Source organism: Kiloniella spongiae (assembly GCF_001026905.1).
Lineage (GTDB): Bacteria > Pseudomonadota > Alphaproteobacteria > Kiloniellales > Kiloniellaceae > Kiloniella > Kiloniella spongiae.
This window is the reverse complement of sequence record NZ_LAQL01000021.1, coordinates 36,358-49,645: the sequence shown is the minus strand read 5'-3', so window position 1 is coordinate 49,645 and position 13,288 is coordinate 36,358. Positions and strand designations below refer to the sequence as shown.

The 13,288-nt window shown below is 43.8% G+C and carries 12 protein-coding genes; 10 read left to right on the top strand and 2 right to left on the bottom strand.

What is annotated here, in order from left to right; all coding sequences use genetic code 11:
* Positions 1-318: 318 nt before the first annotated feature.
* Together WH96_RS19910 and WH96_RS19905 are read right to left on the bottom strand one after the other, a co-directional pair.
* Positions 319-1,422, bottom strand: a complete 1,104-nt coding sequence (locus tag WH96_RS19910; RefSeq protein ID WP_156176874.1) for a DegT/DnrJ/EryC1/StrS family aminotransferase — start codon at positions 1,420-1,422, stop codon at positions 319-321.
* Positions 1,423-1,607: 185 nt separating this feature from the next.
* Entirely contained in the window at positions 1,608-2,474 is an 867-nt protein-coding gene (locus WH96_RS19905) for a flagellin (RefSeq protein WP_047765996.1), read from the bottom strand.
* A 767-nt stretch (positions 2,475-3,241) separates the two neighbouring features.
* Here WH96_RS19905 and WH96_RS19900 point away from each other — a divergent pair.
* From WH96_RS19900 to WH96_RS19855, 10 genes are all read left to right on the top strand, one after another.
* Positions 3,242-3,679, top strand: coding sequence for a flagellar protein FliS (locus WH96_RS19900; RefSeq protein WP_047765995.1), 438 nt, complete (start codon positions 3,242-3,244; stop codon positions 3,677-3,679).
* Between the two features lie 25 nt (positions 3,680-3,704).
* Positions 3,705-5,192, top strand: coding sequence for a flagellar hook-length control protein FliK (locus tag WH96_RS19895; RefSeq protein WP_047765994.1), 1,488 nt, complete (start codon positions 3,705-3,707; stop codon positions 5,190-5,192).
* 20 nt (positions 5,193-5,212) lie between these two features.
* Entirely contained in the window at positions 5,213-5,923 is a 711-nt protein-coding gene (locus tag WH96_RS19890; protein WP_047765993.1) for a flagellar hook assembly protein FlgD, read from the top strand.
* 90 nt (positions 5,924-6,013) lie between these two features.
* Positions 6,014-7,645: a flagellar hook protein FlgE gene (locus WH96_RS19885; RefSeq protein WP_047765992.1), complete on the top strand. Its 1,632-nt coding sequence runs from the start codon at positions 6,014-6,016 to the stop codon at positions 7,643-7,645.
* Between the two features lie 204 nt (positions 7,646-7,849).
* The gene (gene sciP / locus WH96_RS19880) at positions 7,850-8,155 is read left to right on the top strand and encodes a CtrA inhibitor SciP (RefSeq protein ID WP_047765991.1); all 306 of its coding nucleotides are present in this window, start codon (positions 7,850-7,852) and stop codon (positions 8,153-8,155) included.
* A gap of 255 nt (positions 8,156-8,410) precedes the next feature.
* A complete protein-coding gene (gene fliF / locus WH96_RS19875; protein WP_047765990.1) occupies positions 8,411-10,165 on the top strand; it encodes a flagellar basal-body MS-ring/collar protein FliF in 1,755 nt (584 codons plus the stop codon).
* Positions 10,166-10,209: 44 nt separating this feature from the next.
* Complete coding sequence (gene fliG / locus WH96_RS19870) at positions 10,210-11,220, top strand: flagellar motor switch protein FliG (RefSeq protein WP_047765989.1); 1,011 nt, start codon at positions 10,210-10,212, stop codon at positions 11,218-11,220.
* A gap of 15 nt (positions 11,221-11,235) precedes the next feature.
* Positions 11,236-12,045: a FliH/SctL family protein gene (locus WH96_RS19865; protein ID WP_156176873.1), complete on the top strand. Its 810-nt coding sequence runs from the start codon at positions 11,236-11,238 to the stop codon at positions 12,043-12,045.
* A 56-nt stretch (positions 12,046-12,101) separates the two neighbouring features.
* Complete coding sequence (fliN, locus tag WH96_RS19860; protein WP_047766004.1) at positions 12,102-12,407, top strand: flagellar motor switch protein FliN; 306 nt, start codon at positions 12,102-12,104, stop codon at positions 12,405-12,407.
* 24 nt (positions 12,408-12,431) lie between these two features.
* Positions 12,432-13,271, top strand: coding sequence for a motility protein A (locus WH96_RS19855; protein WP_047765987.1), 840 nt, complete (start codon positions 12,432-12,434; stop codon positions 13,269-13,271).
* Positions 13,272-13,288: the final 17 nt, after the last annotated feature.

Sequence of the window (13,288 nt, the reverse complement as noted above, 5' to 3'; positions counted from 1 at the left end):
TGTTGAGAAAACGAATTGCAGAGTTTGCTGCAGTATTTGTACCAACTACGGGCATAATATAATTCCTTCTACTTGAAGTATATTTAGCTAAACCCATCCTGAGTAAAGCCACTTTAAAGATCGCCTTCTTGGCAACCTACTATTCCATTCCTTCCTGGATCAGAATAGCTTCGCTGAAAATATTACAAACATATCCTCAGCTATTATCAAAACTTGCATATAGAATATTAAAATTTAGTTAACAAATGCAAGTATCATCGACGAACAATGCTACAAATACTGCTTATCATCTTGATAAATCGTGTAATGTTATGAGAATCAGACGGACCGAATCCCACTTACAACTAACGATATATCTTTTTCCGACAAGCTCGTGCTGAATGGCAAAGCGACAACACTGTCATAAAAAATATCTGTAACAGGAAAAGAATTCCCTACACTCAAAGCATTAAACAATTGATTTCGATGCAAGCGATCTTCCCACCAGACTGAAGCTCCGATTCCTTGTTTTCTTAACGCCTCCACAACTGTATTCGCTTTTTTCCCGTCAAAGATCACATTAAGCGTAGAACTTATTTTTGTATCCTCGCCTGGTAAGCAGGCAATATTTTCGCAGGAAGGAAAGTGGTCAAAATATTCTCTTCTTATATTTAAATGCCGTTGTTTCATTTCCCCGATGCGGTCAAATTGCGCCAAGCCGACAGCCGCATGGTATTCGCTCAATTTATAGTTTCCGCCATAAGACAAAGCAACTCGACCAACAGAAAAACCGAATTGGCTAAACTGACGCGCGTCTCGAATGACTTCCTTATTTTTAGAAATAATTACACCTCCCTCGCCAACCCCAAAAGCTTTTGTTGCGTGAAGACTAACAACGGCGGGACTGTTACCTGCTTCTAAAGAATAAAAAGACGCAGCGGCATCTACAACAACAGGAATTTTTGTTTTTACCGATAAAGCATCCCAATCAGTAACCTTAACAGTCCCCCCAAAGGGAACCACCGGCATAATGACATCTGGCTTAATATTTGAAGGAATTTTTAAATATTCAGAAACAATTTCTGGTGTCAAAGCCCCCGTTACCGGATCAACATCACAAAACAAAACATCCATGCCGGCTTCGACAATAGCCTGAGCAGACGCAACAAATGTCCAGGCTGGGAGCAAACATGTACTACGTTTTTTTATAGAAGATGCTAATAATTCGGAGGTTAAAATCTTAAGAACAATCGATAGACCGGTTGTGGCACTTGAAACTGTCGTAATGTTTTCATTTTGAACCTTGAAATGATCAATCAAGCGATCTTCAAAGGCACGTAATCTTGGGCCAAAGTTCGTATACCATTTATCCTTATCTATCATTTTCAGATAAGGCAATAAATCTTGGGTAGACGGCATATCTGGGGTTAATAACGGTATCAAGACAGTTCCACTGAGTTAAATTAATTCAACCAACATAATACACTTAGTACATCAGATAGAAAAAATCTAAGAAAACTGAATACCTTCTCTTTAGACCTTCAATAAATCTAAAAAATTCACTTACACATAATTGGGCGCCCATCCTGGGCGCCCAAAGAGCTATGTGAAAGTTAATAAGTGCCGGATTATTGCAGTAGCGATAACAATGTCTGAGGCAACTGATTCGCTTGAGACAACGCGGATACCGAGGCTTGAACAAGTACCTGCGAGGACACAAGGCGAGACTGCTCAGCAGCGAGATCCACATCCATCACAGACGAAAGGGCAGCATCAATATTTTCCTTTGAAGTCGCAACTTGTTGCTGTCTGAATTCAAATCGGGAAACGATTGAACCAATATTAGCTCGCGCTTCTGACACTTCATTAATTGCCGTGTCAACAGAAGCCATCGCGATTGTTGCAGCAGCAGGAGTAGTTACAGAAGTTGTACCAAGAGTCGTTCCGCCAGTAGCCAATCCCCCGGATGTAAAATTAGCAGCGGAAGCACTTAAGCTGGAAATATTCACAGGAATCACATCAGCCGGTGTTACCCCAACAAAGAAATTAACCGTTCCAGCACCGAACTGTGCACCTGTACCATCTAAAAGCGATTCACCGTTAAAGCGTGTACTACTTGCAATACCATCAATTTCCAAAAGTAGTTGAGAGTACTCCGCATTGATAAATCCACGTTCAACAACTGTCGGCACACCAGAAAGAGAGGCCGCAGCCAAGGATTTCAGTCGCTGCAAAACATCTGATACTCGAGCAAGACCACCATCCCCGACCTGCATCACAGAGGCACCCTGAGCAGAGTTGATCGACGCTTGTTGTAACACATTACTATCAGCACGAAGTCGCGTTCCAATTGCAAGACCCGCAGCATCATCAGATGCGTTCACAATCCGCGAACCAGAGGCAAGTTTGGAAATTGAGCTACCTGATCGCTGAGAATTCAGGTTCAAAAAGCGCAACGCAGAGTTCGCTGCTGTATTTGTTGTAACTGTAGGCATGTTCTTTCCTTTCACATTTAGCTCAACGGAAGGCTGCTTGCCATTCCACCGCTCAAGACGGCATGCGTTGAATTCGAGATGAAAAATGCAAAGGTTGTGCCAATTTTATTTTTACACAACAAAACAATAGCTTAAGAAAGAATATGGCAACTTACGCAGAACTATATTTACCCAACTTACCTAGCGAGGTGTCGATTTCTGCCTTCTTTTATGGAAAACGATTCCTAGCAAAAGGACGTAAAGGGAAAAAAGTACTTACTTGTAGCCAAACCTGAATAAACACTGGCCATCCTCTAAATGTGTGCTCAAAAACTTCCTTGAAATAGAAATGGATACTAAAAAGAAAAACCACTCCGCAAATGCATTTTTCATCAAATGCGCTAAACACAAAACGTCATCCAAACGCAATAAATTACGTCAACCTATATTGTAAAACACCCTCCCCACAATTAACCCCAGATACACACCCAGTATTAGACACCTATATATAAAGACCTTAAAACGCCGTAATCATTGAGGACTAATGCACATCTTGCTGATACCAAAATGATAAATAATTGCACATATACCTTGACGGAACCAATCTGTTCTTAACCCGGCACCTTTTATCCATTTTCAATAATTTATACTCGGCATTCTTTTCCGGTTAATCACCCATCACAAATTTTACCTTTAAAAATCAATAACAAAGAACGCCCATCAAAACTGGCCCGCACCTTGCATTAATCATCCTGAGTTTTTGTCATTCAAGATAGATTGGACACAAAATGCACTGGCAAGCAGATAATACAGCAACATCATTTGACACCATCAATACGTCTCCTGGTGAGGTTTTAATGCTTATCAATCAAGCTATAAATGCACTTGGCGAAGCTAAAGATGCTGTGACCACTCTTGAAATTGAAAAACGCTTCAATTCTACGATGAAGGCATCTGCTTTGCTGGACTCTATTGAAGAGGAAATGAAAGCAGACATTTCAGAAAATGTCCGTAGTTCTTTTATGCAAACGCATCTAAGTCTGATCGCCAACATTACCCGTACCAATGTAAAGAATGATCTTGAATCAGCCAAAGAATCAATCGCGCTTATGATGAGCTTTCGACAAATCTGGGTAACACTTCACCCCTCTCTGGAAGAAGAGTGCTTTGCCTGGCCTTTATCATCCACCCAGAACCATCGTCGTTCTGGTCTCCACCTGGCCTAAAGATTAAAGATTCAGGGATAGAACGATGAACAATTATAATATCGACATCACAAGAACCGCTTCACAGCAGTCAACCACAAAGGGTAAGCAGGCCGCCTCAAACGCGAGTCAAGTCTTCGCAGAATACCTGAATTCTGTTGGCTCTGCCGGGAAATCAGCGGCGGTCAATCCGTCGCTCACACGTGATAATTCTTTGCTGGGGAAAATTTTCAACAAAACACCCTGGCCTGCAGAGCGTGAAATCAGCTTTAGTACTCCGAAAGAGAGTTTCGAAACCAGATCATCTGCAGATGAAGAAGCTCGCACAAAATCTTCCACATCATCTACAGATGACGATGTAAAAGCATCTGAAGATTCAACAAATGATCACAATGCTTCTGATGCATTATCTGAGGGAAAAGATCACCACGCAGATGCTTCTGAAGTCGAAAATAACGATGATATTTCAAATCATAAAGAAACTGTTTCTCACGATACATCCGAAGAGAGCAACTCTGATATAACTGCTGTCGTTGCCGAGCCCACAACTCAACAAACAGCAGCCCAATCAGCAGCCCAACTAAAACAATCTGCAACCAGTTCACAGGCCAATCAAGCTGTACCTATTGCAACAAACCAACAGGCCGTAAAACCTGAGAACGTTAATCCAGGTGCAAACAAAGCTGGTGTTGCAAATATAAAAGTGACCGAGACCGACGTAACATCCAAGCCAACGAATAACCTTACAGCCTCCGCGTCAGTAAATGCGCAAAGCAGTCAAGACATAAACACTGCGTCAGCAAATGCAAGCGCACAGGATAGAGCAAAAGGTTTGGCTACTCCTACGGCAGCACAATCCGTTAATGGCAAAGCAGCGACACCTGGGCAAGTCGCTCAGGCCGTTCTTGCGAATAATTCGGGTCAGAATGGAAATAATGCAAACGGCCAGTCCCAAAATAATAACAACATGATGAAAGTAGATCTTGGACAGACAACAAATTCAAAAGTCCAAGCTCAAACTGCTGGCATTAATTTTGCTGACACATTGGCTGCAACCAGTCGTACATCCAAGCCAACACCGACAGCACCTATGCAAAGTACCCTTAGATCAATGAATGTAACACCGGCAGATCAACTGTCGATTCATATCAGAAAAGCCGTTGGCGATAATAAAGACAGCATTTCTATTAAACTTCATCCATCAGAACTCGGTCGTGTGGATGTAAAATTGGAAATTGTCGATGGCAGCACAATGAAAGCCATGATTACAGCTGAACGCCCTGATACTTTGGATATGCTTCAGAGAGACTCGCGGATGCTTGAAAAAGCCCTCCAAGATGCGGGACTTAAAACAGATGGGCAAAGTCTGAGCTTTAATCTTAAGCAAGATGGGAACGACCAAGCCGCCACGTCAAATCGAGGCTCAGAACTTGCTGGTCCAGACAACTCTGCCAGTAATGAAGAAGACATGGCTGAAGCAACTGAAACAATAAGACAATCGTCACATGATGGCGATCTGGATATTAACGTTTAACCGGACGGCAGGATAGCAAAATGGATACACAAGCAGCACAAGCTCCAGCCCCCGTTAACGGAGTAACCTATAAAGATTCCAGCGGATCAGGGTCATTAACGGGTGGACAGTCTATCAACGATACCTTTGACATGTTCTTGAAGCTGTTAACAACACAGCTAAAAAACCAAGACCCGTTAGAGCCTACCGATAACACTGAATTTGTTAATCAACTGACACAGTTTACACAAACTGAGGCTGGTTTGAACACAAACAAGAAACTAGACAGCTTGATCGCCCTGCAAAGCAACACGCAGTTGACTTCTGCCCTTGATTACGTTGGCAAAGAAGTAAAAGCAGACAGTATCGTTCTCAGTTTAGGTGACTCAGGTGCAGATGCCATTTATGGACTGACAGCAAACGCCGCAAAGACTGAGATAAAAATACTTAACTCTGAAGGCAAAACAGTTAGAACTCTTCAAGGTCAAACTTCTGCTGGTCAACATGAAATTCATTGGGACGGCAAAGATGACAATGGCAATGATATGGAAAAAGGTATCTATGCTTTTAGTGTTGTCGCAAAAGATTCTAAAGAAAAAGTAATTCAAACCGCCCAGGGTATTCAGGGCACCGTAACTGGCGTCCAAATGAGCAACGGCAACGTGATTTTGAACATCGGCGAAATTGAAGCACCTCTTAACAGTGTTCAAGCCGTCATTCAAAAACAGTCCACCACAGCAGAAAGTTCTTAAGATGAAAATGAGTACTTACATAGATTTATTTTATCGGACCAAGAGCTTGCTCTGCCTAACAGCAACTTTAATTACTAGGGAGATTGGATCATGAGTATTTATGGTGCCCTTTATTCTGGCGTGTCCGGGCTCTCAGCTCAAAGTAATGCTATGGGCATGATTTCGGACAATATCGCGAACGTCAATACGACTGGTTACAAAGGTGTAACTGCACGATTTTCAACTTTGGTAGCTCAATCATCAAGTGAAACGCTTTATGCACCTGGTGGTGTTCGTTCAGCGCCGTTGAGAAACATTGATAAACAAGGGCAATTACAAGGAACAGCATCAGCAACAGACTTAGCTGTTGCGGGTAAAGGCTTCTTTGTCGTAGCGGACCGTGCGGGCAATACGACGGGCACTCAGTACCTTTTCTCTAGGGCAGGTTCTTTCAGGCCAAATGCCTCAGGAGATTTGGTCAATGCTGGTGGTTACTACCTACAAGGCTGGCCTATAACGCCAGGTAGCTCGACACCAACAAGTGGTAGCACTTTTACAGGTTTGCAAACCGTCAACATTGCAAACTTGAACGGCACCGCCAGAGCAACAACAAATCTGGAACTATCACTTAACTTGCCATCGACTGTTCTTCCTACGGAACAGACAAGTGATGTGTTAATTGAAGCTAACTTAAACAGTGCGGCAGTGGCAGGCACAACACATGATGTTGTAACCTCTGTAAATGACCCAACAGGTGTTGCACAACCCGTAACCTATCGCTGGACAAAACTTGTAGCAGCTAATCAATGGTCATTTGAAGCTCTTGCACCAGGAGGTGGTTCAGTTAACAACGGCGGGCCAACAAATGTTGTTTTTGATCCAGCTACGGGACGCCCAACATCAGGATTTCCTCCCCCGGATCCGCTTTATACTTGGAATAACGGCTCTACAAGTACTATTGATATTGCTAGCTATGGGAATGGCATTACAGAAACAGCAGCAGCTTCAGCTTCAAGCGCAACACAATATAATGATCAATATGTAGCGACAACCCAGGTTATTGATGACCTGGGCAATACGCATGATCTACAGCTTGCCTTCACGAAAACTGCCCCCAATGATTGGTCAATGACGGTTCTTAACCCAACATTAAACGGCGCAACAAGTGGTATTGTTGCTAACCTACCAAGGACCATACAGTTTTCAGGAGGTGTGCCAAGCTTGATCAACATGCCGCCTATTACAATTGACTGGTCAATTGGAACAACTGGCGCGACGAACAGCACCATTGCCCTTGACCCGGGCACAGTTGGGGCAGCCGGTGGTATTATTCAGTTCTCTGGTAACTTCATTCTTAACTCTGCAGAACAGGATGGTGTAACTTTTGGTAACTTCCGAGGCGTATCCGTCAGTGAAGAAGGCGTGGTTACAGCCCTTTTTGATAACGGAGAACAGCTGGATATTGCACAGATTCCTCTCGGTATGTTCCCAAACCCCAACGGTCTTGAGGGGCGAACAGGTAATGCATACAGCGCAACAGCAGAGTCAGGGAACTTTTTGCTGAACCGCCCTAAAATTGGCGGCGCTGGCCTTATCGCTTCTTCTTCACTAGAAGCATCAAATGTTGATCTTGCCGAAGAGTTCACAAAGATGATTGTTACTCAGCAAGCATATTCAGCGAGTTCAAAGATCATCACAACGGCCGATGAAATGCTTGATGAGCTCATCAGAATTGCTCGATAGGCAAAATTAAAAGAAAACAAAAAATTATTTTTTCAGCCGCCCAAATCGGGTGGCTGTTTTTTTCTCTTAAAAGGCTGTTTAAAAAGACAATTCAAATAATACATAAAATTTAAGATAAATTATCTAAATAATTGATATTAATAGTTTTTCAATATCCACAAGCTATAAAAGCATTTCGTATTTGAATAGCTGGAGTAGAAAACAATGCCGTCTCGCAATCTTAGCCGACGGACGAGTGATGCGGATATCAATACACATCCTCTTTCTCTTGATGATCTCCCCCCACCCGAAACGAAAAGGTGGGTTATACGCAGGAAGGCACAGGTTGTCGCCGGGGTCAGAAACGGTGTTATAAGCTTGGATGATGCCTGTAAGCGCTACAAACTGTCTCTGGAAGAATTCCTTTCGTGGCAGCGTTTAATTGATAATCATGGATTACGCGGCCTAAGAACCACTCATCTACAAAAATATCGTATTGATACAGAGCATAAAGGCACGCCAAAACATTAAAGAAGATATATTTTTTTCGTATATTTTCTATATTACTAATTATTAAAATGTGTACTGTTTACTGAACTTATTGTTATTATAACAATAAGCTCTTGACTTATATAGATAAAATTTGATTCAATCCGCTGGGCAATTTTTTCCTACTACTAGGCAATTTTTTCCTTTGTTAACGTCCTATTTACCGAATAGCGGTAGGTTAGTGTTAACAGATTTAACTGTCAGTAAGTAAACAGCAATAACTCGGATCCTGCGGTAGTGAATACATTCGTTGATACATTAAAGAATCTTGGGCCTGTACGCCTTGGCATAATGGCCGGTGTTGCAGCAGCTATTATCGCATTTTTCATCTACCTTACTGGTCGTGTTGCCACTCCAGAAATGGCGCTATTGTATGCTGATCTGGATACTCAAGATGGCGGGCAGATTGTCAGCGAACTGGAACAGCTTCAGGTTCCCTATAAACTCTCACCTGCTGGTGATGCTGTTTACGTACCCAGCAACAAAGTCGGTGCAATGCGTGTTGCAATGGCTGAAAAAGGTTTGCCATCCGGTGGCTCGATCGGGTATGAGATATTTGACCAGTCCGAAGCTTTGGGCACAACAAGCTTTGTACAAAACATTAATCATCTAAGAGCTCTCGAAGGTGAACTGTCCCGAACGGTTAAGTCTATAAACCGTATTAAACAGGCACGTGTTCACCTTGTATTACCACAACGAGAGCTCTTTAGCAGAGACAAGCAATCTCCTTCAGCTTCAGTCGTTGTCACTACCCAAGGCAACAATACGCTTGATCGCCAACAAATTCTTTCTATACAGCACCTGATCTCAGCCGCTGTTCCTGGCATGAAACCTCTCAATGTTTCTATTATCGATGATAAAGGAAATCTATTAGCGCGTGGCGGAGAAGAAGGTGATCTGGATCAATTGACCAGTACTGCGGACGAACGCCGGGTTGCATACGAAACACGCTTGATGCGTACGGTCGAGGAATTATTAGAACGCTATGTTGGCCGGGGAAATGCACAGGTTCAGATCTCTGCAGAAATGGACTTTGACAGGGTAACGGAAAACTCGGAAACCTACGATCCCGACGGGCAAGTTGTCCTCTCCACTCAAACCGTAGAAGAAAGTGCTAATGAAGCTGATAACGCTGGTAATGAAGGCATCACAGTAGGAAATAACCTGCCGGATGCAAACTTAGGTCAACTTGGCGGCGCATCAGGAAGTCAGAGCAATAGCTCTCGCCTTGAAGAAACGGTAAATTTCGAGAATTCAAAAATCATTAAAACTCGCGTTCGAGAAACAGGTGCAGTAAGACGCTTATCTGTTGCAGTCATCATCAATGATATTACAGAGGTGAATGAAGAAGGCATTCGGAACTTTACCAGCAGAAGCGAGGAAGACCTTGCTCAACTGGGCGCTATCGTCCGATCAGCCGTAGGATTTGATGAAAATCGTGGTGATACTGTTGAGATAGCTAACTTCCGTTTTGCCGAACTCGATCCATTACTCCTTCCTGAAGAAGGTGTTTTGGGGATGGATAAAGAAGACATGATGCGGTTTGCTGAACTCTTTATCCTAGGCATTGTTGCAATCCTTATTCTTCTCCTTGTTGTACGTCCTCTTGTTACCCGGGTTATTGATGGTGACTTCGCTCCGGCAGGCGATAGCGGTGGTGGTACCATAACTATTCCAGGCCCAGATGGCCGTCCTATGGTAATAGCTGCACCCGCTGGTGCCCCAGGTGCTGCGATGATCCCCGGTATGCCTGCACAAATTGGTGCGGATGGAACACCGCTTCTCACATCAACAGCTGGTGGAACCGACGAAGCAGGACTTCCAGTAGAAGCAGGCGGCGTCAACAATGAAATCGAACAAATGATCGATATGAACAAGGTAGAGGGACGTGTTCGCGCTTCTTCCTTGAACAAAATCGGTGAAATCGTTGAAAAACACCCTGAAGAAGCTGTCCAAATTTTACGCGGCTGGCTTTATCAGGAAGGTAAATAACATCTTTAAACGCCCGAATATTATCATAGGTAAGAGCAACAAGTATGCGTGACGATTACAGAACAATGACCGGCCCCGAGAAGGCAGCCCTTCTGGTGATGGCACTGGGTGAATCGCAAACAGCTCAATTGTTTTCCATTATGGAAGATGATGAAATCCGTGAACTTTCACAAATAATGGCAACACTTGGTACTGTTAGCGCTCAACTTATTGAACGTTTACTCGTAGAATTTGCAGACCAAATCTCAACGACAGGTACTATTGTCGGTAGTTACGACAGTACTGAACGCTTGTTGATGAAGGTCCTGGACAAAGACCGGGTCGACACAATTATGGAAGAGATCCGTGGTCCTGCAGGTCGTACCATGTGGGAAAAACTTGCGAATGTTAATGAAAATGTACTCGCAAATTACCTGAAGAACGAGTATCCGCAAACCGTGGCTGTCATTCTTTCCAAAGTCAAACCTGAGCATGCATCCCGGGTTCTTGGCCTGCTTCCGGAACCATTCGCAATGGAAGTTGTAATGCGTATGCTCCGCATGGAAGCCGTTCAAAAAGATGTTCTGGACGATGTTGAAAGAACACTTCGGAATGAATTCATGTCAAATCTAGCCCGGACCAACAGACGCGATTCACACGAAATGATGGCTGATATCTTCAACTTCCTTGATCGGAATGTGGAAAGCCGTTTCATGAATGCATTGGAAGAACGCAACAAGGATTCAGCAGAGCGAATAAAGGCTCTCATGTTCACCTTCGAAGATCTCGGCAATCTGGATCCAGGCGGCGTTCAAACTTTGTTAAGTGCTGCCGAGAAAGACAAGTTAGCAATTGCACTGAAAGGGTCATCAGAAACACTCAGAGAATTGTTCTTCACGAACATGTCCGAGCGTGCCGCTAAAATTATGAAAGAAGATATGCAGGCAATGGGACCAATTCGCCTTAAAGATGTCGATGAATCTCAGATGTACATGGTTACCATCGCCAAAGACCTTGCTGAAAAAGGTGAAATCGTCATGGCCGATTCAAAAGGCGAAGACGAGTTGGTGTATTAGGAGCAGTAAGTAGTGGTGAGTTCTACACAAAAATTCCTTTTTGACACCTCATTTGAAGGTAGAGGCGAATCTGGAAAAAGCAAAGAGAGCAAAGTAAGCTCTGACAATTTTTCTGATTTTATGGGCAATTCCACGCCTGCGCAGCCAACACCAGAAGAAGTTATTGAGCACGAAGAAGTTCCCTTACCGGAAGGTACCATTTCTTTAGAGGATTTAGAGACAGAAAAACAAGGAGCATATGCTGAAGGTTTTGCTGCAGGGCAAATAGATGCACAAAATCATGCAACGGAAACAACCGAAGCACTACTTGCTCAAACAATCAGCCAGATGGGGCACCAGCTACAGGCTTTGCAGACAACCCAGCAATCTCAAATCCAAGACTTACAAAGTCTTTCAATGGAAGTCGCGTTAATTGCAGTAAAAAAACTGTTCCCGAGCCTTGTGAAGAACACTGCTTTAGACGAGATCGTTCTTGTCTTTCGCGAGTGCCTTGACCGCTTGCCGCAAGAACCACGATTAGTTATTCGCGTTTCCGACATAACACTGGATGATGTTCAGGAAAAACTGGAGCACGTTGCAAAACAAAGTGGATTTAACGGCAACCTGGTATTCCTGTCAGAGCCAGGTATGTCAGCCGGAGACGTTCGGGTCGAATGGGCAGAAGGTGGTGCCGAAAGAATTGCAACAGAACTTATGCAGGAAATTGAAACGATAATCGAGCGAGCGATAACAAATTTCTCACTGCCCGGAACTACCGGGAAAACCAGTACAACACCAGATAAAGATAGTTTGGCAGATGTACCAACACATGAGATGACACAATGAACGACGAAGACGACACACCAAACGCAGCTGATGACGCCTTTCCTTCTGTACCAGAAATGCCCGAGATGGAGGATGAATCAGCAATGCCTGAACCCGGTGGACGTCCACCGACCAATGCAAAAGAACTGGAAGCAGTCTATGATATTCCAGTTCAAGTTTCTGCCATTCTCGGCAAAGCAAACATGCAAGTCAGTCAACTTCTTAAGTTGGGTCGAGGTGCTGTTATTGAACTTGACCGCAAAGTTGGCGAAGCCATTGATATCTATGTAAACAATAGATTAGTCGCACGTGGCGAGGTCGTTGTTGTTGAAAACCGCCTCGGCGTCACAATGACAGAGATCATCAAGATGGATCGCAACTAAGACCATTTGGGATAAGAGCTGAACATGGCAAATACATCTCAAACGCGCGCAACAGAAGGGACACAAGTCCCCAGTCGCCCGCAATCCAATGCAACGGTTGATTATGCAACGCTTGGTGGCGTTGTAGGTGCGTTTTTGATCATAATTACAGCTATGATTCTAGGGGGATCCCCAGGGTCATTCTTTAATTTGCCAGCAATCCTGATTGTCATCGGCGGCACTTTTCTAGTGACAACAATCTCATTCACCTTTGATGAGGTAAGCAGATCACAAAAAACAATGTTACGCGCTGCCTTGTATCAAGCAGAAACGCCCGGGAATGCAGCACTTCAGGTTCTTTTTCTTGCAGATCAAGCACGTAGGAACAGTATCTTATCACTACAAAAGCACCTGAAAGATATCCAAAACAGCGGCTTTTTGCACCGCGCAACAGAAATGCTTGTTGATGGTATTGCCCCGGAACAGCTTGAAGCTGTCTTGGAGCAGCAACTCATTGCAACACAAAATCGACATCAACGTTCTGCCAATATCCTCAGAAGAGCGGGCGAAGTTGCCCCGGCGATGGGGCTTATAGGGACTCTTGTCGGTCTGGTGCAAATGCTCAGTAATTTAGAAGACCCCAGTACAATTGGACCCAGCATGGCTGTGGCTCTTCTAACGACCTTTTATGGGGCTATTCTATCAAACATGATTTTTCATCCCTTAGCAGCCAAGCTGGAGAGGATCTCGCAAACAGAAGCAATCGTAAACCAGATCTATACAATTGGGATTTGTTCTGTGTGCAAGCAAGAGAACCCAAGACGTTTGGAAATAATGTTGAACACTATTCTCTCTCCGGACCAGAGAGTGAATTATTTTGATTAAGACGGTTTCATACATAA

Excerpts from the sequence above, each read along its gene's own strand:
- WH96_RS19885 (WP_047765992.1), top strand. The coding sequence starts at position 6,014 with ATGAGTATTTATGGTGCCCTTTATTCTGGCGTGTCCGGGCTCTCAGCT.
- WH96_RS19895 (WP_047765994.1), top strand. The coding sequence starts at position 3,705 with ATGAACAATTATAATATCGACATCACAAGAACCGCTTCACAGCAGTCA.
- sciP (WP_047765991.1), top strand. The coding sequence starts at position 7,850 with ATGCCGTCTCGCAATCTTAGCCGACGGACGAGTGATGCGGATATCAAT.
- fliG (WP_047765989.1), top strand. The coding sequence starts at position 10,210 with ATGCGTGACGATTACAGAACAATGACCGGCCCCGAGAAGGCAGCCCTT.
- WH96_RS19905 (WP_047765996.1), bottom strand. The coding sequence starts at position 2,474 with ATGCCTACAGTTACAACAAATACAGCAGCGAACTCTGCGTTGCGCTTT.
- WH96_RS19890 (WP_047765993.1), top strand. The coding sequence starts at position 5,213 with ATGGATACACAAGCAGCACAAGCTCCAGCCCCCGTTAACGGAGTAACC.
- WH96_RS19900 (WP_047765995.1), top strand. The coding sequence starts at position 3,242 with ATGCACTGGCAAGCAGATAATACAGCAACATCATTTGACACCATCAAT.
- fliN (WP_047766004.1), top strand. The coding sequence starts at position 12,102 with ATGCCCGAGATGGAGGATGAATCAGCAATGCCTGAACCCGGTGGACGT.
- WH96_RS19855 (WP_047765987.1), top strand. The coding sequence starts at position 12,432 with ATGGCAAATACATCTCAAACGCGCGCAACAGAAGGGACACAAGTCCCC.